The organism is Micromonospora sp. NPDC050200 (genome assembly GCF_040656135.1).
Lineage (GTDB): Bacteria > Actinomycetota > Actinomycetes > Mycobacteriales > Micromonosporaceae > Micromonospora.
In genome coordinates this window covers 42,036-66,702 of sequence record NZ_JBFALG010000011.1, presented here as the reverse complement: position 1 = coordinate 66,702, position 24,667 = coordinate 42,036, and the positions used below count along the sequence as shown (strand labels likewise).

18 protein-coding genes and 1 pseudogene are annotated in these 24,667 nt (G+C 71.1%); 4 read left to right on the top strand and 15 right to left on the bottom strand.

What is annotated here, in order from left to right:
- Nucleotides 1-19: 19 nt before the first annotated feature.
- On the top strand, nt 20-1,792 hold the full coding sequence (locus tag AB0I41_RS10265) for an extracellular solute-binding protein (RefSeq protein WP_357104441.1): 1,773 nt from the start codon (nt 20-22) through the stop codon (nt 1,790-1,792).
- Here AB0I41_RS10265 and AB0I41_RS10260 read toward each other — a convergent pair whose 3' ends face one another.
- From AB0I41_RS10260 to AB0I41_RS10250, 3 genes are all read right to left on the bottom strand, one after another.
- Complete coding sequence (locus tag AB0I41_RS10260; protein WP_357104438.1) at nt 1,793-2,674, bottom strand: acyl-CoA thioesterase II; 882 nt, start codon at nt 2,672-2,674, stop codon at nt 1,793-1,795.
- Nucleotides 2,671-4,119 (bottom strand): pyruvate kinase, encoded by a 1,449-nt coding sequence (pyk, locus tag AB0I41_RS10255; protein ID WP_357104436.1) that lies wholly within the window; start codon nt 4,117-4,119, stop codon nt 2,671-2,673. The genes AB0I41_RS10260 and pyk overlap by 4 nt, the downstream gene beginning before the upstream one ends.
- A gap of 378 nt (nt 4,120-4,497) precedes the next feature.
- Nucleotides 4,498-4,863: a YciI family protein gene (locus AB0I41_RS10250; RefSeq protein ID WP_357104434.1), complete on the bottom strand. Its 366-nt coding sequence runs from the start codon at nt 4,861-4,863 to the stop codon at nt 4,498-4,500.
- 177 nt (nt 4,864-5,040) lie between these two features.
- On the opposite strand from AB0I41_RS10250, the pseudogene AB0I41_RS10245 reads away from it, so the two are divergent.
- Nucleotides 5,041-5,317 (top strand): annotated as a pseudogene (locus AB0I41_RS10245) (aldo/keto reductase); the annotation flags it as partial.
- Between the two features lie 53 nt (nt 5,318-5,370).
- Here the strand turns inward: AB0I41_RS10245 and AB0I41_RS10240 are convergent.
- From AB0I41_RS10240 to AB0I41_RS10205, 8 genes are all read right to left on the bottom strand, one after another.
- Nucleotides 5,371-6,162, bottom strand: a complete 792-nt coding sequence (locus tag AB0I41_RS10240; RefSeq protein ID WP_357104431.1) for an alpha/beta fold hydrolase — start codon at nt 6,160-6,162, stop codon at nt 5,371-5,373.
- A gap of 662 nt (nt 6,163-6,824) precedes the next feature.
- Entirely contained in the window at nt 6,825-9,017 is a 2,193-nt protein-coding gene (locus tag AB0I41_RS10235) for a DUF262 domain-containing protein (protein WP_357104428.1), read from the bottom strand.
- A gap of 43 nt (nt 9,018-9,060) precedes the next feature.
- Complete coding sequence (locus AB0I41_RS10230) at nt 9,061-10,557, bottom strand: class I SAM-dependent DNA methyltransferase (RefSeq protein WP_357104425.1); 1,497 nt, start codon at nt 10,555-10,557, stop codon at nt 9,061-9,063.
- On the bottom strand, nt 10,554-11,945 hold the full coding sequence (locus AB0I41_RS10225; RefSeq protein ID WP_357104423.1) for a hypothetical protein: 1,392 nt from the start codon (nt 11,943-11,945) through the stop codon (nt 10,554-10,556). The genes AB0I41_RS10230 and AB0I41_RS10225 overlap by 4 nt, the downstream gene beginning before the upstream one ends.
- Nucleotides 11,946-12,004: 59 nt before the next feature.
- A complete protein-coding gene (locus tag AB0I41_RS10220; protein WP_357104421.1) occupies nt 12,005-15,472 on the bottom strand; it encodes a DEAD/DEAH box helicase family protein in 3,468 nt (1,155 codons plus the stop codon).
- A 148-nt stretch (nt 15,473-15,620) separates the two neighbouring features.
- Nucleotides 15,621-16,055: a hypothetical protein gene (locus tag AB0I41_RS10215; RefSeq protein WP_357104419.1), complete on the bottom strand. Its 435-nt coding sequence runs from the start codon at nt 16,053-16,055 to the stop codon at nt 15,621-15,623.
- A gap of 32 nt (nt 16,056-16,087) precedes the next feature.
- On the bottom strand, nt 16,088-16,351 hold the full coding sequence (locus tag AB0I41_RS10210) for a DUF6244 family protein (protein WP_357104417.1): 264 nt from the start codon (nt 16,349-16,351) through the stop codon (nt 16,088-16,090).
- Nucleotides 16,352-16,469: 118 nt separating this feature from the next.
- Complete coding sequence (locus AB0I41_RS10205; protein ID WP_357104414.1) at nt 16,470-16,715, bottom strand: winged helix-turn-helix domain-containing protein; 246 nt, start codon at nt 16,713-16,715, stop codon at nt 16,470-16,472.
- A 261-nt stretch (nt 16,716-16,976) separates the two neighbouring features.
- Between AB0I41_RS10205 and AB0I41_RS10200 the strand changes: the two genes are divergently transcribed.
- Complete coding sequence (locus AB0I41_RS10200; protein WP_357104412.1) at nt 16,977-17,198, top strand: hypothetical protein; 222 nt, start codon at nt 16,977-16,979, stop codon at nt 17,196-17,198.
- 193 nt (nt 17,199-17,391) lie between these two features.
- Here the strand turns inward: AB0I41_RS10200 and AB0I41_RS10195 are convergent, their stop codons facing one another.
- Nucleotides 17,392-18,039: a hypothetical protein gene (locus tag AB0I41_RS10195; protein ID WP_357104409.1), complete on the bottom strand. Its 648-nt coding sequence runs from the start codon at nt 18,037-18,039 to the stop codon at nt 17,392-17,394.
- Nucleotides 18,040-20,577, bottom strand: a complete 2,538-nt coding sequence (locus AB0I41_RS10190) for an FtsK/SpoIIIE domain-containing protein (protein ID WP_357104407.1) — start codon at nt 20,575-20,577, stop codon at nt 18,040-18,042.
- 191 nt (nt 20,578-20,768) lie between these two features.
- Here AB0I41_RS10190 and AB0I41_RS10185 point away from each other — a divergent pair, with 191 nt between their 5' ends.
- Nucleotides 20,769-22,181: an alkaline phosphatase PhoX gene (locus tag AB0I41_RS10185; RefSeq protein WP_357104404.1), complete on the top strand. Its 1,413-nt coding sequence runs from the start codon at nt 20,769-20,771 to the stop codon at nt 22,179-22,181.
- A 267-nt stretch (nt 22,182-22,448) separates the two neighbouring features.
- Here AB0I41_RS10185 and AB0I41_RS10180 read toward each other — a convergent pair whose 3' ends face one another.
- Together AB0I41_RS10180 and AB0I41_RS10175 are read right to left on the bottom strand one after the other, a co-directional pair.
- Entirely contained in the window at nt 22,449-22,973 is a 525-nt protein-coding gene (locus tag AB0I41_RS10180) for a hypothetical protein (RefSeq protein ID WP_357104401.1), read from the bottom strand.
- Between the two features lie 121 nt (nt 22,974-23,094).
- Entirely contained in the window at nt 23,095-24,627 is a 1,533-nt protein-coding gene (locus AB0I41_RS10175; protein WP_357104398.1) for an MFS transporter, read from the bottom strand.
- Nucleotides 24,628-24,667 lie beyond the last annotated feature (40 nt).

Here is a 24,667-nt window from a genome sequence, read left to right as displayed (position 1 = left end):
GACCCCCCTGGAGGACCCGATGGTCACCGGTCAGCGTCCCGCCCGGCCGTGGCTGCCGTACGCGGCGGCCGTGGTCGCCGGACTCGCGGTCATCGCCGCGGCGTACCTGTTCGTCCGGCCGGCGCCCGACGCAAACCGGGCCGACTGCGTGGCGTTGGAGGTCAACTCCTCCACCGAGAAGAGCGAGCTGGTCGGGCGGCTCGCCGAGCGGTACAACGCCGCCGACCGGCGCTTCGGCGGACGCTGCGCCAAGGTGAGCGTGCACGGCCTGAACTCGGGCGAGGCGATGGAGGCGCTGGCCGGCGACTGGGCGCGCACCCGGTCGCAACTGCCGGCGCCGCAGGTGTGGCTGCCCACCTCGTCGCTGTGGACCGGGCAGCTGCGCATCCTCGACAAGGCGGCGGGCCGGGCCCCGCAGACTCCCGACCGGTACCCGTCGATCGCGAACAGTCCCCTGGTCATCGCCATGCCCCGGGACAAGGGCGAAGTGGTGCAGCAGCGCGGCCCGCTCGGCTGGGCGGACGTCCTCGGCCTCTCCGGCGACACCGGCTGGGCGGCGTTCGGGCGGCCCGAGTGGGGCCGGTTCACCTTCGGCAAGGACAACCCCCACCTGTCCACCTCGGGGCTGGCCGCCACCATCGCCACCTACTACGCGGCGGTCAACCGGACCAGCGACCTGATCGAGGAGGACCTCGCCCAGCCCGCGGTGACCCAGTTCGTCCGGCGGATCGAGGCCAACGTCTCGCACTACAGCGACGACTCGGTGGACCTGCTGCGCGACCTCGCCGAGGCGGACGCCGCCGCCACCACCGGCGGCGCCCCGGCCACCGACATGAGCGCGATCGTCCTCCAGGAGGAACTGGTCTACCTGTACAACCAGGGCCAGCTCAGCCCCACCCCGGGGCGCAAGCCCCGGGTTCCCCTGGTGGCGATCCACCCGAAGGAGGGGACGTTCAACCTCGACCACCCGTACGTGGTGCTGCCCTCGGCCGACCCGGCGCAGCGCGAGGCCGCCAAGGACTTCCTCGCCTTCCTCCAGGACGCCCCGCAGCAGCGCAGCTTCGCCGAGCTGGGCTTCCGGGACAAGGAACGCCGCCCCGCCGATTCGCTCCTGGCCGCGGTGCCCGGGCCGGGCGCCGACCCGCTCAACTACTTCGACCCGCCGGAGCCGGAGGTGGTCGACGCGATCCTCGACGGGTGGGACACCCTGCGCAAGAAGGCCAACATCCTGCTCGCCGTGGACACCTCGGGCTCGATGAAGGCCAGCGTCGGCGACCAGACCCGGTTCAAGGTGGCGACCGGCGCCGCCGGGAAGGCGATCGGCCTGCTGAACTCCGCCGACCAGGTGGCGCTCTGGTCGTTCTCCAGCGAGACCCCGCAGCGGCCGAAGAAGCCGTACAGCGAGGAGGTGCGGCTCTCGCCGCTCGACCGGGCGGCGTTCACCCGCAAGCTCGCCGGGCTGCGGATCGCGGGCAACACCGCCCTGTACGCGACGGTCCGCGCGGCGCACCGCAACCTGCTCGACAACTACGACCCGAACCGGATCAACGCGGTGGTCGTGCTCACCGACGGCAAGAACGAGTACCCGAAGGACAGCGACCTCGACCGGCTGCTGCGGGACATCGCGCTGGACCCGGAGCGGCCGGTCAAGGTCTTCTGCGTCGCCTTCGACCAGCAGTCCGACCTCGCCTCCCTCGACCGGATCGCCAAGGCGTCCGCCGGCAAGGCGTTCGACGCCAAGGACCCCGCCACGATCGACGAGGCGTTGGTGAAGGTGGTCAGCAGCTTCTGATCACGCGCCGACGCGGCGCAGCAGACCCTCCTGCACGGCGCTGGCGATGTGCCGGCCCTCGGTGGTGAACATCCGGCCGGTGGCCAGCCCCCGTGCGCCGGAGGCCGACGGGCTCCAGCAGTCGTAGAGGAACCACTCGTCGGCCCGGAACGACCGGTGGAACCACAGCGCGTGGTCGAGGCTCGCTCCGACCACGCCACCGGGACCCCAGACCTCGCCGTGCACCGAGAGCACCGAGTCGAGCAGGGTCAGGTCGGAGGCGTACGTGAGGGCGCACGCGTGCAGCAGCGGATCGTCCGGCAGCTTGCCGTCGATGCGCATCCAGACCCGCTGGTACGGGTCGGCGGGGCGGTCGCCGGGGCGTACCCAGCCGGGCTCGCCGACGTAGCGCACGTCGATGGGGCGCGGGATCTGCCCCCAGATGCCGAGCCGCTCCGGGTAGCGGGAGAGCCGGTCGGTCATGGTGGGCACGTCTTCCGGCCCGGGCACGTCCGGCGGCGTCGGGGCCTGGTGGTCCAGGCCCTCCTCCTGCCGCTGGAACGAGGCCGACATGAAGAAGATCGGCTTGCCGTGCTGGAGGGCGACCGAGCGGCGCACCGAGAAGGACCGGCCGTCGCGGACGTTCTCCACCTGGTACTCGATCGGCTCCGCCGGGTCGCCGGGGCGCACGAAGTAGCCGTGCAGCGAGTGCACGAAACGTTCGGGGTCGACGCTGCGTCCGGCGGCCACCAGGGCCTGGCCGGCGACCTGCCCGCCGTACACCCGCTGCGGACCGACCGGGGGGCTCATCCCCCGGAAGGTCATCTCGCCGGTGTGGTCGAGGTCGAGGACCTCCAGCAGCTGGTCGACCGCGGCCTGGCCGGCCGCCGGACGCTCGGTCACTGCAGGGCCCGCGCGGAGGCCGCGTCGACCAGCGAGCCGAGCTGGTGCACCCGCAGCGTGTTGGTGGAGCCCGGGGTGCCGGGCGGGCTGCCCGCCACGATCACCACGTAGTCGCCGGGATTGGCCCGGTTGAGGCCGAGCAGTGCCTGGTCGACCTGGCGGAACATGTCGTCGGTGTGCTCCACGAACGGCATCAGGAAGGTCTCCACGCCCCAGCAGAGGGCGAGCTGGTTGCGCACCTCGGGCACCGGGGTGAAGGCCAGCAGCGGCAGGTCGCAGTGCAGCCGGGAGAGCCGCTTTACGGTGTCGCCGGTCTGCGAGAAGGCGACCAGTGCCTTGGCGCCGATGGCCCGCGCGATCGAGGAGGCGGCGACGGTGAGCGCGCCGCCGTGGGTACGCGGGTCGTGCTGGAGCCGGGGCACCCCGATCGAGCCGGACTCGGTGGTGGTGACGATCTTCGCCATGGTGCTGACGGTGAGCACCGGGTACTTGCCGACGCTGGTCTCGCCGGAGAGCATCACCGCGTCCGCGCCGTCGAGCACCGCGTTGGCGACGTCCGAGGCCTCGGCGCGGGTCGGGCGGGAATTCTCGATCATGGAGTCGAGCATCTGGGTGGCCACGATGACCGGCTTGGCGTTCTCCCGGCAGAGCTGCACGGCGCGCTTCTGCACCAGCGGCACCTGGTCCAGCGGGAGCTCGACGCCCAGGTCGCCGCGGGCGACCATGACGCCGTCGAAGGACAGCACGATGGCCTCGAGGTGGTCGACCGCCTCGGGCTTCTCCACCTTGGCCAGCACCGGGCGGTGCACGCCCTCCTCGGCCATGATCGCGTGCACGAGCTTGATGTCCTCCGCCGAGCGGACGAAGGAGAGCGCGATCATGTCGACGCCGAGGCCGAGGGCGAAGCGCAGGTCCTCGGCGTCCTTCTCGGACAGGGCCGGGACGCTGACCGCCACGTTGGGCAGCGAGACGCCCTTGTTGTTGGAGACCGGGCCGCCCTCGGTGACCAGGCAACGAATGTCGTTGCCGGTGACGTCGCTGACCTCGACGGCGACCCGGCCGTCGTCGATCAGCAGCCGGTCGCCCGGCTTCACCTCCTGCGGCAACTTGCGGTAGGTGCAGGAGACCCGCTCCTTGGAGCCCAGGATGTCGTCGCCGGTGATCACCACGGAGTCGCCGGTGCGCCACTCGTGCGGGCCGTCGGCGAACCGGCCGAGGCGGATCTTGGGGCCCTGGAGGTCGGCCAGGACGGCGACCGGGTGCCCGGAGGCGTCGGCCGCCTCCCGCACCAGCCGGTACACCGACGCGTGGTCGGCGTGACTGCCGTGGCTGAAGTTGAGCCTGGCCACGTTCATGCCCGCCTCGACGAGCCCCCGGATCCGCTCGGGAGACGAGGTGGCAGGGCCAAGAGTGCAGACGATCTTCGCGCGGCGGTTCACGCCCATCAGGCTAGTCTCTCCTCCGGGTCGACCGGCGGGCCGACCCCTTTCGGACTTGCGGAACAGTTGTCCATCGACGCGCCGCCGGGGCGCGGGGCCGGTGGGCACGGGGCCGCACCGGGGGACGTCGGGAGTGGCGGGCATCGGCGACCGCGCGCCGGGAATCGTACCGCTCGTGCGCACCCGCCGCCGGGGGCGCTCCCGCGCCCGCGAGGCACGCCCGCCGGGGCGCCGCCCACCCCACGCCGATGGCCTCCGGCAGCGTGGGTACGGCGGAGCAGATCGCCTCTGGTCGTCGCGGCAGCGGGCGACCAGCGCGGGAGCGCGGGCCCTCCCAGCGGGCACCCGCCCGGCGACCACCGCCGCCACCCGGGCGACAGTCGCCTAGCTCTGCGCCTTGGCCAGCGGAAACTCCAGCGAGCCGGCCGGGCAGAGGAAGGTCATCACGTCGACCTGGTAGAGCCCCGCCTGCACGGCCGGGTCGGCCTCCATCACGCTGCGCACGTCGTCGACCGAGCCGGTACGGGCCAGCCCGAAGCCGATCGGCGGCGCCGGCTCCCGGGCAGGGCCGTCGACCGACCCGGCGACCAGCACGATCCCCCGCCGCTGCAACGCCTGCATGTGCTCGAAGTGCTCGGCCTGCAAGCGCTGCACGGTCTCGTCCGGCAGCGCCCGACCGGCGGCCCCCGGGTAGAGCACGATGCACTCGTACGTGTCGAGCGCGAAGTCCAGCTGCGGCGTACCCGTCATGGCGCCCCCTCCCGCGCTGCCGGCGTCGCCCCGCGCCGGTCATCCCGACTGGGCACAGCGTCCCACGCGGGGGCGGCGCGCAGCGGCCGCTCCGGCCAACTGCCCCGCCGGCGTACCCGGTTGCCGACCCGCTGGGCCGTTCGTCCGCGGACCTCCACAACCTGGCCGACGCAGTGCGAGGACGTCCTCGACCACTGCGAGCGCGACGACCTGTCGTTCATCCCCGTGATTCCCGATCGCCACCGGCAACCTGACGAAGCCGGGCGGCCCCCTGGACGCCATCGCCACCGGCCACGACGCGACGCCCGCGCAACTCGCGCTCGCCTGGCTGTCGCGCCGATCGCCGGTCATGCTTCCCATCCCGGGTACGTCCTCCGTGGACCATCTGGCGGAGAGCGTGGCCGCCGCCGAGGTGCGGCTCACCGACGACGAGTACGAGGCACCGGCGAAGGCGGCCCGACCGTCGTGCCGAACGGGCGGGCCTCTCCCGTCCGCCCGTTCGCCGGTTCACAGGGCGAAACAGTTGGGCCGGACGGCCGCGTCGGTGAGCACCTGCCGGACCACGGTGTAGGTGGTCCCGTCGAGGACCAGGCCGAGGTGGCCGACCACCCGCAGCGGGCACCAGCTCTGGATCAGCACGTTGGTCGCCCCGTCCGCGAGCGAGGCGTTGTCGATCGGCCAGACCAGCTCGTCCTGCCAGGTCCGTACGGTGGCCCAGCGGAGGGCGCCGGGGGTGTCGTCCCCGTCGTTGAGGGCGGTGAGCAGGTCGGAGCCGATCGACATCTGTTGGCAGGCGACGATGCCGGCGCAGCTGCCGAGGCCGACGAACTTCAGGATGTTGGCGGCGTAGGTGCCCTGCTGCGGGCTGCCCAGGCTGACATAGCGGCCGACGACGTCGGCGCCGCCGAGGAACCTGACGTACCAGCGGGAGACGAGGCCGCCCTCGGAGTGGGCGACGAGGTCCACCTTGGCCGCCCCGGTACTGGCGCGCACCTGGTCGACGTACGTCTTGAAGTCGCGAGCGGACTCGCGAATGTCGCCGAAGCCCAGCCCGGGGAGCTGGTATATGGACACCCGGAAGCCGTCGGCGCGCAGCCGGGCGGCGATCGGCTCGTACGCGATGGAGACGCCGATCAGCCCGCCGATGACGATAACGGGATTGGCGCTCACGGTGGTGGTGGTGGACGTGGCCACGGTGCCGGCGCCGGTGGTCCGGTCGGGGGCGGCCGCGGCGGCGGTGGCCGGGACGAGCAGTGCGGCGACGGCGGTGGTGGCGGCGAGGATCGTTCGGAGCAGCATGGCTGCACCTCCGGTGGGAGGTACCCGGGGAGCCGGGACGGCGGGTGGGGGGGGATCCGATCGATCGTGGGAAGATAATGCGGGTCACAATTCGCACACGTCAATAACAAGTTACGGGCCGGTAACGTGATCTCCCGAGGGGAGTGTGAAGCGGCCTATCGGACGCGGCACCGGAAGGTCCACAAGACATCCACAGTGGTGCGTTTCAGGCGTGTGTCCATGCTGTGACGCGGATACCCGACGGCGTAGCCACCAAGGCAATCTCGCCGCCCCCGATCATCGCCGGCGGCTACGTTCACGTCGGCTCGGAGACCGGCATACTCTGGGCGGTCGATCCGGCCGCCTGGTCCACCCGGGCCGGCACGTCGATTTACCCACCGAACGAAGGCGGTGGTTCCCCGGACCGGGATGGGGGCAGTCAGGGGCGGCTAATCGTCCCGGCGGCCAACGTCCTGATCAGCTACGGACGCTGACCGGGCGCGGCGTCGGGTGTGTCCGCGTGCGGGCCCACCCGACCCGTGCGGGCCTATGGCTCGAACCGTCTCCCAGTGGTGGAGACGAGGCCCCAACCCAGGCAGGCCGGTGGCGTCAGGCTCGGCCAAGAACTCGGTCACGGGCTGCGCGGCCGAACCTTCGCTGAGCAGCGCCAGCCTCAACGGGCATCACGTCGCTTCCTCTAAAAGGCCGCGGGACAACGCGTCCGCCCGAATGTCGAATAGTGGTGTCAATTTGCCCTGCCGAGGAACCTTCCAGGCACTCCAGCCGTTCATCGTCGGCTTGCCCGTCACGGTGGAACCGGCCGGCGATGGCGACTCGAACGTCTCGCCACTGGCCAGCTCAATCTGACCGGCGCTGTTGATGCGGGCCGTGTAACTGGTCTGCTTGTAGGTGAGCGCGAGCTGCTCCCCCGACGCAAGGGCGCCAACCTCGACCAGGCGGGCCACGGTGACTCCCCCGAAGTGCGCTCGGGTCCGCCGAGCCACCGTCTTTGGGACGGGCGGCGCGGTCACGGCGGCAGTCGGTGGCAGGAAGAGACCCAGCCGCCTCGGCTCCCAGATGATGTCACAGAGCCGCTCGTAGAGCTGTTGCCGCATTTCGATCGCCGCGAGGTCGAAGCGGGCGACCGCATGAAACAGCTTCTCCAGGCCGCGCCTCTTGACCAGCCCGTCCGTGAACGGCTTGTTGCGCTGGTGGGTGACCGGATGCAGAGCTGCGGCGAGGTGGTTCTGGCCGCGGTACCACTCCACCTTCTGTTCGAAGGGCGCGTCCTGGTAGCTGGCGTTGTGCGACTTCTGCAGCAGTAGCAGGGCGCCGAGGCGGTTGCGGTACATCCGGAAGTTGGCCTCGTTCTTCACCTCTGCTTGGTGCCGGTCGAACTTGTTCGCCCATACGTGCTCGACCTCGAAGGGCTCACCGCTGTCGAGATACCGGACGATCTCGTCGGATCTACCACACTCGGTTTCGACGAACGCCGTCAGTCGGGCCAGCAGGTATCGAACCTGGCCGAGGTTGTCAGGCCGTAGACCGTACCGCTTCACGCCGGTGAAGTCGATGTCCAACTCGGCGACACGGCACCCCAACACCTTGGAGACCTCGTCGATGTCCCGTGCACGCCGCAGCTCCTGGATGGCCGGAAAGACCTCCGCGTACAGATCCTCCGGCTTGCGGAACCGGTTGTTGACGACCATGCGGACGAAGACCAAGTCCAGGAAGCCGGCCACCCGCCGAGCCTTGTCACGGAACTGGGCGACGGTGTCGTCAGGATCCAGCGCCGCCAGCAGGAACGGCATCTGGTCGATCTCGTTGCGGGCGTTGTAGAAGACCGGTTCGAGGCCCGGCTCGAGCACCTGCGCCGCCGCGTTCAGCGTGCTGAAGCGCTCGGAGAAGTGTACGAGATCCCGCTCGATGAAGCGGGCGAAGTCGGGCGCGTGCACCAGGTTCATGCGTCCCTCGGCGTTGTCCTGAACCCAGCCGTGGAAGGAAACGCCGATGTCTCTCGCTTCGGCCAGATCTTCGGCGTACCGACCGATCAGCAACGCTTGGAGGAACTTCGTCGGCGCCTGTTGAACGCGGGCGCCGAGGGTGGTCAGCACCCTGCTCCAGGCCTCCCCCAGCCGAGGAAGGTTGTCATGGTTCCTGGCTTTCCGGAGCAGGAAGCTCTTCAATAGGTCGGCGGGGCCGAGTTGTACGCCCCGGTCGTTCATGGTCTCGAAGATCTCCCAGCCCTGCCGACGGTCGTTCGCATTGATGCCGACCAGACAGACCCGGTTCAGCAGCCAGTGGATGAACAGCGGTAGGGCCTCGTCCCGAATGTCCTCCGGCAGGATTTCGTTGATCTCCTGGCTACGTTCGTACAGGTTGACGACCGAAGGGCCGGCGTCCGGCGGCAATGTGAACTGCTTGTCATCGAAGATCGCCTCCAGCACCACCGCGCGCTCGTCGGAGCGGATGACATAGGCACGTTCGCCGTAGGAGGTTCCGGCGATCAGCGGTTCGAGAGCGGCGATGTCGTTCTGGTACTCGGGGCGGTCCGCCTCGATCGCCAGCCGTCGCAGGTGGATGAGCAGCAGGTGCAGCGTGGTAATGCGTTGCTGCCCGTCGACGAGCGCCGCCAGATCGTCGTCGCGGTAGTAGACGAACGGTCCGAGAAAGTAGGGCTTGTAGTTGCGCACCTCCCGCCGCTCGTGCCCCGGCGTCCAATCCCCTCTGAAGTGATGGGTGAGGTCATCGATGAGCGCCTTGACGTCCTTCCGGCCCCAGCTGTACTCGCGCTGGTACGGATCGAGCCGGAACTGGAACTGGCTGAACAGCAACTGGATCGTAAAGCCGTCTCCTCGGATGGGAGCGTCGGGCATGTCTGCACCTCCACCAAGTCGGGATCTCGCGATCGAGGGCCGCTCAGGCCGGTTTCGAGTCGGATGCGCCAAGCGCCTCAGCGATGGCGGCAAACTCGCGCAGCGCCGCCTGGAGGTCCTCGACGATCTCCTGGGCGATCACCTCGGGCGGCAGCAGCGCGTCGGCGTCTTCGAGAGAGGCGTCCTTGAGCCAGGTGATGTCGAGGTTCACCTTGTCGCGGGCGATGAGCTCGTCGTAGCCGAAGGCGCGGAACCGCTCGGTCTCCACCCGCTCGGCGCGGTCCTTGCCAGGCAGGTAGCAGTCGACGAAGTCCTGGAGGTGTTCCCGGCGCAGCGGGTTCTGCTTCAGGGTGAAGTGTTGGTTAGTCCGGAAGTCGTACACCCAGAGCTTCTGGGTCCACAGCTCCTCGCGGGCGCGCTTGCGCTCGAAGAAGAGCACGTTGGCCTTCACCCCGCCTGCGTAAAAGATGCCGGTGGGCAGGCGCAGCATGGTGTGCAGGTCATACTGCTTGAGCAGCCGGCGGCGGATGGCCTCCCCCGCGCCGCCCTCGAAGAGCACATTGTCCGGCAGGACGACGGCGGCCCGCCCCTCGATCTCCAGCAGTGAGGCGATGTGCTGCACGAAGTTGAGCTGCTTGTTGGCAGTGGTGGCCCAGAAGTCGGGGCGGTTGATCTCGCCGTCTCCCCGGGAGGAGGCTCGCCCGTCCTCGCCCACCATCCGGATCGAGGAGCTGCGCCCGAAGGGCGGGTTGGCGAGCACCAGACTGTACCGCCGGTCGGGCTCCCTGCCGAGCGCGTCCCTGATCGCGATCAGGGAGTCGCCACCCGGGGTGCCGATGCCGTGCAGCAGCATGTTCATCGCGGCGAGCCGCGCGGTGCCGTCGACCAGCTCAGTGCCGGTTATCGCCCCGTTGGCGAGCCGTCGCCGCTGGTCGGGGGTGAGCGCGCTGCCGTGGTGCCGCTGGATGTGGTCGAACGCGGCGAGCAGGAAGCCGCCGGTGCCGCACGCCGGGTCGGTGATGGTGTCATCGGGGGTGGGCAGCATGCAGTCGACCATCGCGACGGTCAGTGCCCGCGGGGTGAAGTACTGCCCGGCACCGGACTTCGCGTCCTCGGCCCCCTTGGCGAGCAGTTCCTCGTAGGCGTCGCCCTTGACGTCCACGCCCGTGCTCGACCACTCCTCCTTGTCGATCAGGTCGACGATGAGCCGCTTGAGCTTCGACGGGTCCTGGATCTTGTTCTGCGCCTTGCGGAAGATGGTGCCGAGGGTGCCGCCCTCCCGGGCCAGCCCGGTAAGGATGTGCCGGTACTGCACCTCCAGCGCGTCGCCGTCGGCGTCGAGCAGGGTCTGCCAGCTCAGCTCGTCGGGCACAATCTTCTCGGGCTTGATCTTTCGGTCGGCCCGCTCGTCGGCCATCTTGAGGAAGAGCAGGAAGGTCAACTGCTCGACGTAGTCGATGGTCGAAACGCCGTCGTCGCGCAGCACATCGCAGTAGTTCCAGAGCTTCTGCACCAGCCGGCGCGAATCCACAGTGCTCACAGCGGCAAAACCTCCTGCTGGTAGTCGTCGCCGGTCACCCTGGTCGCCGGAGCCGGCAGCTCCTTGCGGGTACGACGTGAGCCCGTCTTCTGCTTCGGCGCGGCGGATGCCCGCTCGGCCTTGATTCGAGCGAGCAACTCCGACGCCGGCTCATCGTTCGGATCCTGCGGTACGAGCCGACCGGCGAACGCCTCCGCCAGCAGCGCGGCTCGCAGCTGATCTGCTTTGCGGCGGGCCGAAGCCACAGCGCCTTCCATACTGTCCAGCAGTGACAGGTACTCCTCGGCCACCTGCACAAGCTTGTCTTGCTCCGACGCCGGCGGGATGGGCACGGGGAACTTCTTCATCTTCCCGAGGCTGATCGAGGCCAGGTTGACGCTCTGAAGTCCGTTGACCTCGAACCAGCGCCGACCGAAGCCGTTGGCGTGCCAGGCCAGCAGCTTGGGGTGCAGCACGTCATCCTTGATGCGGGCACGGAAGACATGGTTCTGATGGATGCAATCCGGCACCTGTCCTTCCCAGATCCAGCCCCTGCCGAGCTTGTCACGGTCGCCGCCCTCGTTCAGGAGTACGTCACCTACGCGCAGCCTTAACTGCTCGGCCTTCTTCGGCGAAACCTTAATGCGGGCGATCTCCGAAAGATCGAGGCGCGCGCGCTGCACGTTTGCAACCCGCAGGTATGGAACTTCAACGAAGTCAGGATCTGATTGCCGCTTGCTGTCTTTGGTCACTCCACCGACGACGTCAGCGAACTCTTCCAGTCGCCTCCATTGCCAAGAATCAGGAATCGTCGGCAACTCGCCGTCCTGCACCCCTGCCGGTTCTAGAGCAAGAGCGGTCCCATGCGCCTTACGGCCCGTCAAATGACCGACCGAGGCCAACAGCATAACCTGATCTCGGAATCGGTTGATGCGACGCTGGAGCTGGGCCAGTTGGGAATTTCCCGCCGCCCAGTTTGAAAGCTGACATTCAAGGGCCGCTACAATCCGGCGCTGCTCGTCGAGGGGCGGGACGGGCACGGGCAACTGAGAAAGGGCTCGCTCATTGATCTTAGGTAGCACGGTGCGAGCTTGGTGGCCGGCTGCCGCAGCCGTAAAGGCACGGCTCAGCATCCAACGAAGAAGAAACCGGCGATCAATATAGCAATCGATTGGATACATGTCGGCGCTACAGAGGCCGTCGAAGCCGACATCGACAACCTTCGCCAGGTACGGGCGAATCTTTGAGTAAACGAGCTGACCAGCACGAAAAAGGTGCTTAGGACTCGTTACTCCATCCTCTGCGATCGTGCGATAAGGCAGAAGCCGCCCAGTACCTGATTCAACATGGTTAGGGGCGACGTGCGGCCAATCCATGAAATCCCGTGGGTCAACGAGGTTGGAGGCCACGCGGGCTACCTCACCAAAGCTAGCCCACCTCCAAGTTGCTGGAATCCCGGACGGGTCGATCATGCGGGAAGCTCCTGGTTCAACTCGTCCAGCAGCGGTTCGGCGCGGTTGCCGAAGGCGTGGGCGTACCCGTCGATGCCGCCGCGCTCGGTGAACGGCGCGCCTTCCAGGTCGTCGGTGGTGATCTCCACGCTGACCGCTATCACATCCTTGATCCTCTCCAGCCACCACTCCTGATCGGCAGTGAAGGTAGCGCCCCCTTGCTCCTGCCGGAGCAGCCACCCACGGAAGCGCTCCTCGACGACGCTGCGGTAGGGGCGCAGCTCCCGATCGAGTCCCAATTCATACCGGATCAGGCTGACGAGGTCCGTCACTCCCCTTCCGCCCGACGCAGCCGAGGTGCGCCCGAGCAGCACGTACGACTTCCACAGCGACTCCGGGGTCCAGGCCTGCGGCGGCCGGGCGATCCGCGCCGCCAACTCCTTGAGCTGGTCATAGCCGGCCCGTCCCCGGCCCTCGAAGAAGACCTGGAGGGCGGTGATCTCGTCGCGGTGCTCTTCCAGGTAGTCGTGCCAGCTCTTCACGGTGGCCTGGGCGCGTTCCTCCGCCGGCACCCCGGCCGCCGAGAGCAGGGTGTCGACGTTCACCTCGTCGATGGTGATGTCGTGGGCGCGACGGATCTCCAAGATGCGTTCGCGCAGTGCCGGGTTCGCCGCCAGTGGCCGCAGCGCCGTGGTCATTAGCTCGCGGACGGCCTCCGGCCCGGCTTCCTTGGCAGGGTTCAACTGCTCGGGGGCCACCGCATCGACCAGCCCCCGCACGATCCGGGTCAGCGGCTGCTGGGCGAGGGCGGTCAGCTCGTCGCGCTCGGCGTCGGTGAGCTGCTGGTTGAGCCGGGACAGCCGGGAGGCGAGGGTGGCCACCTCGTCCGGGCTGACGGTCAACGCGCCGGCCTTCTTGAGCAGGTCCCGCAGCGAAATCTGCTTCTCGGTGTGCCGTTGCAGCGGCACCGCCTCGTCCAGGTCGGCCTCGGTGACGCCGACCGCGTCCACGATGACGAACCGGTCCTTGATCTCGGCGTCCGGAGTCACCGACTGGAACTCGGCCGGGGCGATGACCCGCGCCCCGCGGCCCTTCATCTGCTCGAAGTAGGTCGCGCTGCGCACCGGGCGTAGGAAGAACACGCACTCCAGCGGCCGCACGTCGGTGCCGGTGGCGATCATGTCGACGGTGACCGCGACCCGCAGCTCGGGACTGTTGCGGAACGCCTGGATGAGGGTATCGGGATTGTCGCCGTCCCGCCGCGATGAGTAGGTGATCTTCTTGACGAAGTCGTTGCCCCGGGCGAACACGCTACGGACCATCTGCACGATCTCCTCGGCGTGGTTGTCGTCCCGCGCGAAGATCAGCGTCTTGGGCACCGTGCGGCGGCCAGGGAAGATCTCGGTGAACAGCCGGTCCCGGAACGTCTCCAGGATCAGCTTGAGCTGCCCCTTCGAGATCACCGACCGGCCCACCTGACTGCCGGCGTACGTAAAGTCGTCCTCCAGCTCCTGATAGCGCTCGGCCCGGGTCCGGCGGTCGCGCAGCGGCACGACGGTTCCGGCCTCGATCTTCTCCCCGGCCTCGGTGATCTGCGTCTTGATCCGGTACACGTCGAAGTTGACGTTCACCCCGTCGGCGACGGCCTGCTCGTAGGTGTATTCCGAGACCAGGTTCTGCTGGAAGAAGCCGAGGGTCTGCTTGACCGGTGTCGCGGTCAACCCGACCACGAAAGCGTCGAAGTATTCGATGACCCCCCGCCACTTGCCGTAGATCGAGCGGTGACACTCGTCCACCACGATCAGGTCGAAGGTCTCTGGCGGGATCTGCGAGTTGTAGCCGACCTGGGCCGGCTCGTCCAGGTCGTAGCTGTCGTACTCACGGTCGTCGAGGTCGACGTCGGGCAACTCGTTGCCACGCAGGGCGCCGTAGAGCCGCTGGATGGTGGAGATGACCACCGCCGACGAGTCGAGCATCCCGGCGCCGGAGAGCCGGTCGACGTTGTGCAGGTCGGTGAACTTCCGTCCGTCGTCCGGCGTCTGGTAGCCGGCGTACTCCCGCAGGGTCTGCTTTCCCAGGTTGTTGCGGTCGACCAGGAAGAGGATCCGGCCGGCGCGGGCGTGCTTGAGCAGCCGGTAGCTTGCCGTCACCGCCGTGAAGGTCTTGCCGGCACCGGTCGCCATCTGGATCAGCGCGCGGAGGCGATCCTCGGCCAGCGACCGTTCCAGCCCGGTGATCGCGTCGGCCTGCGCCGGCCGCAGGCCGGACGAATCCAACGCCGGCATCCGCCGCAGCCGGGCCCGCAGCGTCGGCGCGGCCCGATCGTCGTCCGCCTCCCGCATCCACCGCGCGATCGTCTCGGGCCGATGAAAGGCGAAGACCTCCCGCGTACGGGGCACCGGGTCGAGCAGGTTGACGAACGCGGTCTCGGTTCCGGTGGCGACGTACCCGAAGGGCAGCGGCTGGTCCCGGCGCCACGCGGCGAACTTCTGCGCGTTGGTGAGCCCGTTGAGGTACCGGTCGAGCTGGCCCTCGACGCCACGCGGCGCGGTTCCCTCCCGCTTCGCCTCGACCACACCGACCAGGCGCTGGTTGACGTAGAGCAGGTAGTCGGCCCGACCGGTCGCCAGCGTCACCTCACGCACCGCCACGCCGGTCCCGGCGAACGGGTCCATCCGGCTGGCGTTCTGGAGCACCCAGCCGGACTCGACAAGTTGGCGGTCGATCTCGACCCGGGTCTGCGCCTCGTTCAACGGCTCGTGCGAGGCCCGCCGCGCCCGGGCAATAAAGTCTTCCCGCTTAGCGGTGGACACCTTGGCCGTCGTGGCGCTGTCGAACGCCTGCTGAGCCACCTCCGCCGCCGGTGCGAGGCTCGCCACCAGCGCGGCGGCTTCGTCTCGACGGGCGTCGGCCTCACGGACCGCCCGCTCGGCGGCTACCGCCGCGTCGGCCTCGGCCTGTGCCCGCGACGGCTGCCCGGCCAGCAGCAGCTTGCTCTCCACGAGCGCCTGCTTGTACCGCGCGATCTCGGCCTGGAGGCCGTCCACCACCGTCGCGGGCACCTGGCGGGGCGGCGGCGTGGGAGGCACGAAGCCGATCGCCGAACGGTCGTTGGTCAACGCGCGGTGGAACCACAGCCCCAGCTCGAAGCAGGTCCGCAGTAGCTCCAGCGCCTCGCGTACCTCGCTGAGGTGACCGTGCACCGCCTCGTTGCCGACGCTGCGCAGGCGCTCGAACGCCGTGTAGATGCGCGGGACGAGCGTGCCGTCCGCGTTCAACGCCTGCACCTGGTGGACGAACTTGCTGCTGACCGGCTTGGCGCCGGTCCGGCGCACCAGATCGTGGGCCAGCACCTCGCCGAAGCTGCGGGTCTTGACCATCGCCGCCTGGGCGTCGACGTAGACGAGGGATTCCGCGCCCGCGCCGTACCAGACCAGCAGTGGGTGGTCCTTCAAGAACCCGAAGTTGGCGGACTGCTCCGCCAAACGACGCACCTGTCTCGGATCCACGACTCTCCACGCGGTAGCCCAGCAATGAACACGTCAGGATATGGATGTTCGCCGGTATCGGCGAGCCTGACGGCAGCGAGTATCAGGAATCCGACATCACCGATCGCTGAGACAAGCAAGACCCTTAGCCCAGAGCGATGATCGATTCCGCGATCGTCAGCGGGGTTGCCGTGTCGAACCGCTCGGGGTCCACCCGCAGGTCGACGGCGACACCGGGCTCGACGAGCCAGAACGCCTCACTGCCATCAGTGAGGCCTTCCGCGTCGCCGTGCCGGAACGCGGTCAGCGCCCAGTCTGCCGGACGCTCGTCGTACTCAACGAGGAAGTCGCGGACGTCCGCGAGCGTCCCCAACCGTCCTCCCCGGAGCACATGCACCCGCACGTCGACCCGGTAGCCCTCATCAACCGGGCTCTCCCAGACCCGGGTGGTGAACCGGACGTCCTCCCACTCGGTGACGAAGTCCGAGATCAGCTCCCCGACGCCGGGCGGCAGATAGCCGATCCGGAACCCGTCCAGCTCGTCACGCCCTAGGCCCGACGATTCCTGTCCCGTCGTCATTCCGCCGCCTCCGTCGCCGCCTCCATCCGGGCTCAATTTCCGAGCGCCTGGACCTTGGCGATCGTCTCCTGGACGTGCTGCTTGGCCGGCTCGCCACCCTGGGTCGCCTGCGCTAGCGCCTGCCGGTACGCGTCGATCATGCCGATCAGCGGGCCGGCGGCCACGCCCTCCAACGCACCGGCGACCAGCGCCCGCGCCTCGGCGGCGTCCTGCGCCGCGGCGGCGGTCTTGGCCTTCGCCTCGTCGAGCTTCTGTGCCGCTGCTGCCAGCCTGGCGATCATCTGCGCTGCGCTCACGCGCCCTCCCCCTGGTCGCCCCGCGTCGATCGGTCACGCCACCGCATCGGCATTGACCACAAGGGAGAGTACGAGATCGGCACTCACCGCGACAATGCGATGACGTACGAGTTATCGACTACCGCTCGGCCACGAACACGCCGACGCCACCGACGCCCTCGACGAGCCCCTCGATCTTGAGCGCGTTGATCGCCTGCCGGACGACGATGGCCGACACGTTGTGCTGACGGCACAACTCGGACGTCGATGGCAACTTTTCTCCCGGCGCGAGTTCACCGGACCGGATCTCGGCGCGGATGCCATCGGCTATCTGCGCCCATTTGGCTTTGGCGGGCATTGGTGTCTCCCAGGTCTGCACCGCCATTTGATCACGTGAAACTTTGTATAGCAAGCAATGCACGCTCAGTGCTTGCGCGTGCATGACCTGTTATATACGCTCTTCCTCAACCGGCTCCCAGGTCTGCAAACCCGGAGTTGGTCCTTCCCCACCGCGCAGAGCGCCCGGTCGGCCGGTCCCCTGGACGGCCGGGCGTGCCGGGGCGGCCCCCACGCCACCCCTGCCTGACTGACGCACCAGCACAACAGCACCGCGCCCGAGGAGACCCACCCGACGGGAGACATACCCGTGGACGACGACTCACCCGACCAGTCGGACTTCGTGTCCGCGCAGGACCTCGCCGACGCCGACGACATCCTCTTCGCCCATCCCCCGCGCCGGGTCAGCCGCTGGCTCTGCGGCTGCGGCGAGGACTACCCCTGCCCGGAGGTGAGCTTCGCCCTCCTGATCAGACACGCCCGGGTCGGGGCCGCACGGGCGACCGGCGCCGACGACGAACCGCCACGATGAACGCCGCCGCGTACCGGGCGTACGCCGCGCAACGGATCGCCGAGGCACGTCGGACGATCGACGAGCACACCGTCGAGGCGTACACCGGGGTGTGCCGCGGCTGCGGACGGCCCGGGCCGTGCGACGAGCAGCGGGCCGCGCGGACCCGGCTGACGCACCACACCGACAGGGCGGCGGCGTTGGCGGCCAAGAATCAGCGGAGGAAGCGGACGAGCAGCAGGCTGGCGCAGTACGCGGTCGGCACCAGCGCGACGCAGATGACGAAGCCGAGCGGGACGAACCGCGGCGGCTCCACCGTGCCCAGGGCGGGCCGCCCCCAACGCCCGAGGATCAGCCAGCCGGCGGCGAAGGAGAGCACCGGCAGCCCGGCGCAGATCCACGCGCCCAGGGTGAAGCCGCTGACCAGTCCCACCCCGGAGGCGACCACCAGGACCAGCATGAGCAGCACCCCGGCGGCGGCGCAGGCGACGTAGACGGCCACCGCCCGGGCCGCCGGTGACCAGGTCGGCAGCAACTCCGGCCGGGCGGCGAGGGCCTCGACCTGCCGGGTCCGCAGGTCGGCCTCGTCGACCAGGCGGCGCGCCTCATCCAGGACGGCCGCCGGGTCGGCGTCCGGGAGCTGGTCGGCGTTCTCCGGGGCGGTGGGGACGGACTCGACGCCGATCGCCTCGCCGAGCTGGTCCAGCCGCTGGCCCTGGGCGGCGAGCCGCTGACCCAGCTGCGCCACCCCGCCGTGCAGCCGCCGCCGGCGCTCCGCCTCGGCGGCGGCGCCCCGCTCGCCGTCGCGGACCTGCGCGGAGAGCTGGCGCACTGCGGCGGCGTACTCCTCGAAGGTGGACACTCAGCGCTCCTCGTCCTCGGGCCGGTGCCCCGGGCGGACGAACGGCACGATCAGCGCGGTCCGCTGCGCGTGCCGGTCCACCAGCAGCGCCCGGTCGGGCCGGGGCGCGTACGCCAGGTCGGTGACGCCGAGGTGCAGGCCGAGGTCGGCGGCCGGCACGTTGAGCGCCACCAGGCAGGCCACGTCGTCGCGGTTCTGCGAGCCGCCGAGGTCGTCGGCGAGCCGGCGCAGCCCGCGCCACCAGCCGAGCAGGTGCACCCCGTGACCGGGCCCCTGGCGCAGCAGCGCCCGCAGGTCGTCGTGCCCGGAGCGGAAGGTGCCCGGGTCGGTCCGGGCGAGGGTGGCGCCGGCCGCGTCCACCCCGAAGACCACCAGGTACGTCCGGCCCCGCTGCCCCGGGTCGGCGGCCAGCTCGCCGATCTGCTGGCGCAGCCCCGCCGCGTCGACCTGGCTGACCGGGTGCCCAGCCGCCTTGATCCCGGCGGTGGTGTCGTCGGCCATCTCGTCGGCGGCCTCGACCAGCGGCGCGATCACGAACTCCGCCTCGCCCGGGGCGTGCTGGCGGGCCAGGCTCAGCGCGGCGGCCCGCAGCACGTGCGCCCCGGTCGCCGCGGTGCCCACCACGGCCAGGTGCCGCCCGGGGGCGGCGTCCAGGGCGAACCGGGCGGGGGTGCCCGCCACGTCGACCGTCCGGCCGACCAGCGCCGACGGGCGCCGCCCGCCGGGGCGCAGGGCGGCGGCGGCCGGCTCGTCCTCCAGGTGCGCGGCCTCGTAGCCGCGGAAGACCGACGGCGGCGGCGAGCCCTCCGGCCGCTCGTCCCAGAGTTCGTAGCGCAGCCGGGCGACCTGCCGGGCGTCGGCGTGCGCGTCGGGGAAGCGGACCAGCAGGTCCGCGCCGGGCGCGCCGGCGGCGGTGTTCACCACGGCGGTGCCGACCGCGCCGGCGGTGGCGGTCGCGGCGCGCGGGCCGAGCACGGCCTCGCCGCCGGGCAGCGCCACCCGCAGCGCGAACTGCCCGAAGAGCGTGTCCGCGCGGCCGTACAGGGCCTCGATGCCCGTGGTGCTCTGGCTGGCCAGCACCAGGTGCACGCCGTACGAGCGGCCCTTGCGGGCCAGCTCCTCCAGCAGGTCGACGGCTTCCCGGGCCAGCCGGTCGTTGCCGGCGAGCAGCACGTGGAACTCGTCCACCACGGTCACGATCCGGGGCACCGCCGCGTCCGCCGGCAGGTCGGCGAGCTTGGTGACCCCGTGCCGCTTGAACTCCTCGGCCCGGCGGCCCAGCTCCCGGCGCAGCTCGCGGAGCACGGCGAGGCCGTACTCGCGGTCGGACTCGACGCCGACGGTACGGGCGTGCGGCAGGAACGACGGGTCCCGTTCGGTGGGGACGAACTCGGTGAAGCTGACGCCCTCCTTGAAGTCGAGCAGCCAGAGCTGGAGTTCGGCCGGGGAGTAGCGGGCGGCGAGTCCGTAGAGGACGTCGACGAGGAAGACGGTCTTGCCGGCGCCGGTGCGCCCGCCGACCAGCCAGTGCGGGGTGGCGTCGTCGAAGGCGAGGGTGACCGGCTCGCGCCCGGCCCGGCCCACCACCGTGCGCAGGCCGGCCCGCGCGGACTCCGTCCAGCGCCGCTCGGGCAGCAGGTCCGCGACGTGCAGCGCCGCGTCGCGCCGCACGGCCGCGGCCAGCCGCCCGGCGAGCGAGCGTACGGCCTCCTGCGGCGGGTCGCCGTCGAGCAGCACGGGTACGGCCAGCCCGGCGCCGTCGTCACCGAACGGGTGCCCGGGCGGGTCGCCGACCCAGGCGTACCGCTCGTCGAGCCGCAGCGTGGTGGTGGCACCCAGCGGCGGGGCCGGCCCGGGCGGCGCCGCCGGGTGGCCGGCGAGCAGCACGCAGACCGCGGCACTCGGCCCGGCGTGGGTGAGCGCGGCGAGCCGGGCCAGCTCGCGCGGGGCCGGCGCGGAGGCGGCCACCACCAGCAGCAGCTCGTGGTCGTCCCGGCCGGCCTGCTGGGCGGCGCGGGCGTGCGCCTCGGCGGCGTCGAGCAGCGCGCCGATCTCGGCCTCGGTGGTGGCCGTCGCGCCGAGCACGCCGGCGTCGCGCAGCGGCCGCAGCGGCAGGAAGGTGGCGCCCAGCGCGGCCGGGTCGACGCCGACCACCCGGACGGCGCCGGGCGTGGTGGTGGCGAGCAGCCGCAGCACCAGCACCCGCAGCAGCACCGCCACCCGGGGGTCGCGGGCGTCGGCGTTGATCGCGAGGTGCCGGCCGGCGCCCAGCGGCAGCAGCAGCGGGAACCGGCCGTCGGCGGTGGTGGCCTCGCCGACGCGTACCGGCGCGGGCTCGCCGGCCGGGCGGGTCGCCGGGGCGGTGGGGGCGGTCAGGTCGGTGGCGAGCCGGCCGAGCCGGGCGACGAGGTCGACGGTGCGTTCCGGCACGGGCTGCCCGGCCAGCCGGTCGAGCAGCGCCCGGGCCCGGGCCCACCGGTCGCGGGCCTGCCGGTGGGCGGTGACCGCCTGCCCGTACGTCGCCGCGAGCCTGCCCACCGTCTGCTCCCCCACGACGTCCGTCCGGTCGAGGGAACCCTAACGGAGCCGGGCCGGCGACGCACGAGACGGCGCCGCCACAGGCGTTGGCCCAGTGTTCACCTGTCGGTCTCCCATCGCGCCGGTCGTGTTCCATCGATACGGCTTGCCTGCTGGCGGACGACACCGTGAACGATCTGGAAGGTGACCACGTGACCTCTTCCCCCATCTCCCGCCGCAACCTGCTGCGCAGCGGCGCGGCCGGCGGCCTCGGTATCGTGGTGGCCGGCAGCCTGGACGCGATCGCCGGACCGGCCGCGGCCCGGGCCGCCTGCCGCCCGGCCGTCGGCTACGGCGAGCTGGTGCCGGACCCGGCCGGCCTGCTGGCGCTGCCGCCCGGCTTCTCGTACACGATCGTGGCGCAGGCCGGCAGCACGCTGCTGGAGAGTGGCCACCCGACGCCCAGCGACGCCGACGGCACCGGCTGCTTCCGGTCCCCCACCGGTTCGGTGCTGGTCAACAACCACGAGATCGGCGGCAGCGAGCCGTACCCGGTGCCGGCGCTGCCCGGCCTCACCTACGACCCGGGCGCCCGCGGCGGGACCACCACCATCGAGGTGGACGGGGCGGGACGGCGGCTGCGCGAGTACGTCAGCGTGGCCGGCACCCACAACAACTGCGCCGGTGGGATCACCCCGTGGGGCACCTGGCTGACCTGTGAGGAGACCGAGCAGCGGGCCGGCGGGAAGTACCTCAAGGACCACGGGTACGTCTTCGAGGTCGACCCGCACGACCGGGAGCAGAACCTCGACCCGGTGGCGCTGAGGTTCCTCGGCCGCTACGCCCACGAGGCGGTGGCGGTCGACCCGTACACCCACTCGATCTTCCTGACCGAGGACGCGGGCGGCCCGAACGGCCTCTACTTCCGCTGGACGCCGCCGTCGGGCTTCCGGGGCGGCAAGGGCGCGCTGCGGGCGCTGGCCCTGCGCCCGGACGGCGGCACCGCCGGCGAGCTGGCGGCGATGAGCTGCTTCCTCGGTGACCAGCACGTCGCCGACCTGTCGGAGGCGACCCGCCCGGGCACCCGGTACAGGGTGGAGTGGGTCGACGTGCCCGACCGGGACGCGCGGACCGTCTCGGTGCGCAAGCAGTTCACCGACGCGCAGGTGACCCGCAGCCGCAAGCTGGAGGGCGCCTGGTGGGCCGACGGCGGCGCCTACTTCGTGGCCAGCTTCGCCCGGCACGGCGACGGCAGCGTCAACGAGCACGACGGCCAGGTCTGGTTCTACGACCCGCGCTCCGAGACGGTCACCCTGAAGACCATCTTCGGCGTCAACCCGAACCCGGACCAGGAGGGCGGTTACGACGGCCCGGACAACATCACCGTCTCGCCGTACGGCGGGGTGATCCTGGCCGAGGACGGCGAGGGCCTGTCCCACCTGGTCGGGGTGACCGCGGAGGGCAAGGCGTACCCGCTGGCCCGCAACGAGCTCAACGAGAGCGAGTTCACCGGCCCGACGTTCAGCGCGGACGGCACGGTCCTGTTCGCCAACATCCAGTCCCCCGGCTACGTCTTCGCGATCACCGGGCCGTGGGGGCGGCCGAGCAACGCCGACCCGGCCTGATCCGCCGGCGGGTGCGGCCGGCGTCCCCGCCTGGAACGCCGGCCGCCCGGCCCTCGGTCGGGACGGCACGCCGGGTCGGGCGGGCCGTCGGCGGCGCCGCAGCACCTCGGCGGGCACCCCGGCCGGGTAGACCGCACGCGGCTCCCAGCGCCGGGGTCGGCGTGGCGCAGCCGGGCGGCGAGGCTCTTGAGCGCCCCGGGGGCCGGGAACTGTGCCCGGACGCTACAGAGCTGATGTCGTGGACGATTCATGCCGCCCGGGGCGGCGTCAGTTTGCCGGCGCCGCCACCGACGACTCCGACGGCACGCCGGCGGCGGCCTCGATCGCCCGGATGTGCCGGTAGGCGAACCAGAGCGGCGGGAAGGCGCCGACGGCGAAGGAGAGGTCGACCAGCGTCCAGAACCAGGGGATGTCCCGGATCGGCCCACAGATCAGCGCCAGCGGCACGATCCCGGCGCAGGCGATCATGCCGAGCTGCACCACCCAGACGTTGCGCACCGGGTCCCGCAGCGGTCCCCAGAAGGCCACCGCCAGCACCAGGTGGGCGAAGGCGAGCCAGTCGGTGCCGTAGAGCATGAACGGGTACCGGTCGCCGGTCTCCACCAGTCCGGTGTGCACCCGGTCGATCCAGCCGACCAGGGCCGGCAGGTCGTCGGCGAACGGGTCGAGCGCCCGCAGCAGCCAGCGCACCTCGATCTCCAGCGGGAACGCGGTCACTCCACTCAGGAACAGACCCACCAGCACGATCCACAGCCACCGGCGGACCCGCCGCAGCCGCTCCTCGGTATCCATGATCGCAGCGTAACGATGGCGGCGGGTCCCGGAAATGGTCGGACCCGGGCTCTCCACCCGCCCGGCCAACGCGGGGCCGACGGCCCAGGACGTCGGCCGACGCAGGGGCTACCGCAGCGGGTCAGCCCGCGCGGGGGCAGTCGGCCAGGTGGGCGTCGGGTCGGACGGTATCCGTCAGCCGGGAGCGACGGCGGTGCGGTGCGCAAGTCGCGCACTCGTGTTTCGCGGGCAGCCGGCCGGACGGCCGGGAAGGTGCGGGCCTCGTGACGGGTACGGCGCCCGCCGCCCGTCGGGCGGTCCGGGCCGCGACCGAGCCGGGCCGAACGGCCCGGGCCAAGGCCGCCGACGCGGGTCGGGAGACGCGGGCGGCTGCCGAGGCGACCCGGCGCGCGGGGTGGCGCACGAGGGGCACGGCCAGCACCCGCGTGACCCGGCGGCGCAGCCGCCGCTCGCGCAGCCGGTCGAGCGTCACCCCGGCGGCGGCGGTGGCGACCGCCGTGGTCGCCCCGGCCAGTACCAGGGTCGGCCGGGGGCCGACGTGCTCGGAGAGCCAGCCGAGCAGGGGCGCGCCGACCGCGACGGAGACCGAGCCGGTGACCGCCAACGCGGCCAGCACCCGGCCGCGCATGACGTAGTCGGTGTCGAGCTGGGCCCGGGCGCCGACGGTGGTGTCGATGACCACGGCTGCGGCGGCGACGGGCAGGATCACCGCGGCGAAGCTCATGGTGCCCGGGGCCAGGCCGGCGACGATCTGCAGGCCGCTGGCCAGCAGGCCGGCGCCAACCAGCAGGCCGTAGCCCAGTTCGCGCCGGCGGGCGGCGACGAGGGCGCCGAGCACCGTGCCGACCGCGAAGACGGTGGAGAGGACGCCGTAGCCGGCCGCGCCGCCGTGCAGCGGGCCGTCGCTCATCGCCGCCATGGTCACCTGGTAGTTGCGGCCGAGGCTGCCCAGCACGAACGACAGGGCGAGCGCGACCAGCACCACCGGCTGGCGCAGGAGGTAGCGGAAGCCGGCCCGGATGCCGCCGTCCGCCGATGCCGCGTCGGTCGCCGCCGGCTCGCCGGCGTGCAGGTCCCGCTCGCGTACGGCGAACAGGGCCGCGACCACCGCGACGAAGCTGACGGCGTTGATGGCGAAGAGTGGCGCGGGGCCGACGGCGGCGACCACGACGGCGCCGGCGCTCATGCCGAGGATGCGACCGGCGGAGTTGGTCAGCGAGCCGAGGGCGAGGGCGTTACCGAGGCTGTCCCGGTCCACCAGGGTGGAGCACCAGCGACCCATCACCGGGCCCTCGATGGCGGAGACCGCGCCGGTGACCAGGGAGATCGCGTAGATCGCCGGGAGGCCGCCGGTGCCGGTGACGGCAACCACGGCCAGCCCGGCCGCGAGGGCGGCGTGGGCCGCCTGGGCGGTGATCAGCAGCGGCTTCGCGGGGACCCGGTCGGCCAGCGCGCCGCCCCAGACGCTGAGCAGCAGCGTGGGCAGGGCCTGGAGCAGGACGGCGAGGCCCATCGAGGTCGCCGAGCGGGTCTCGGCCAGCACGAACCAGTTGACCCCCAGGACCTGCATCCAGGTCCCGATCACGGATACGAAACCGGCGGCGGCCCAGATCCGGTAGTTGCGGTGGCGTAGCGCGTTGAACGTGACGCCCACGGCCACGACCTTTCCGTCCAGACGACGACATGACGAAGCC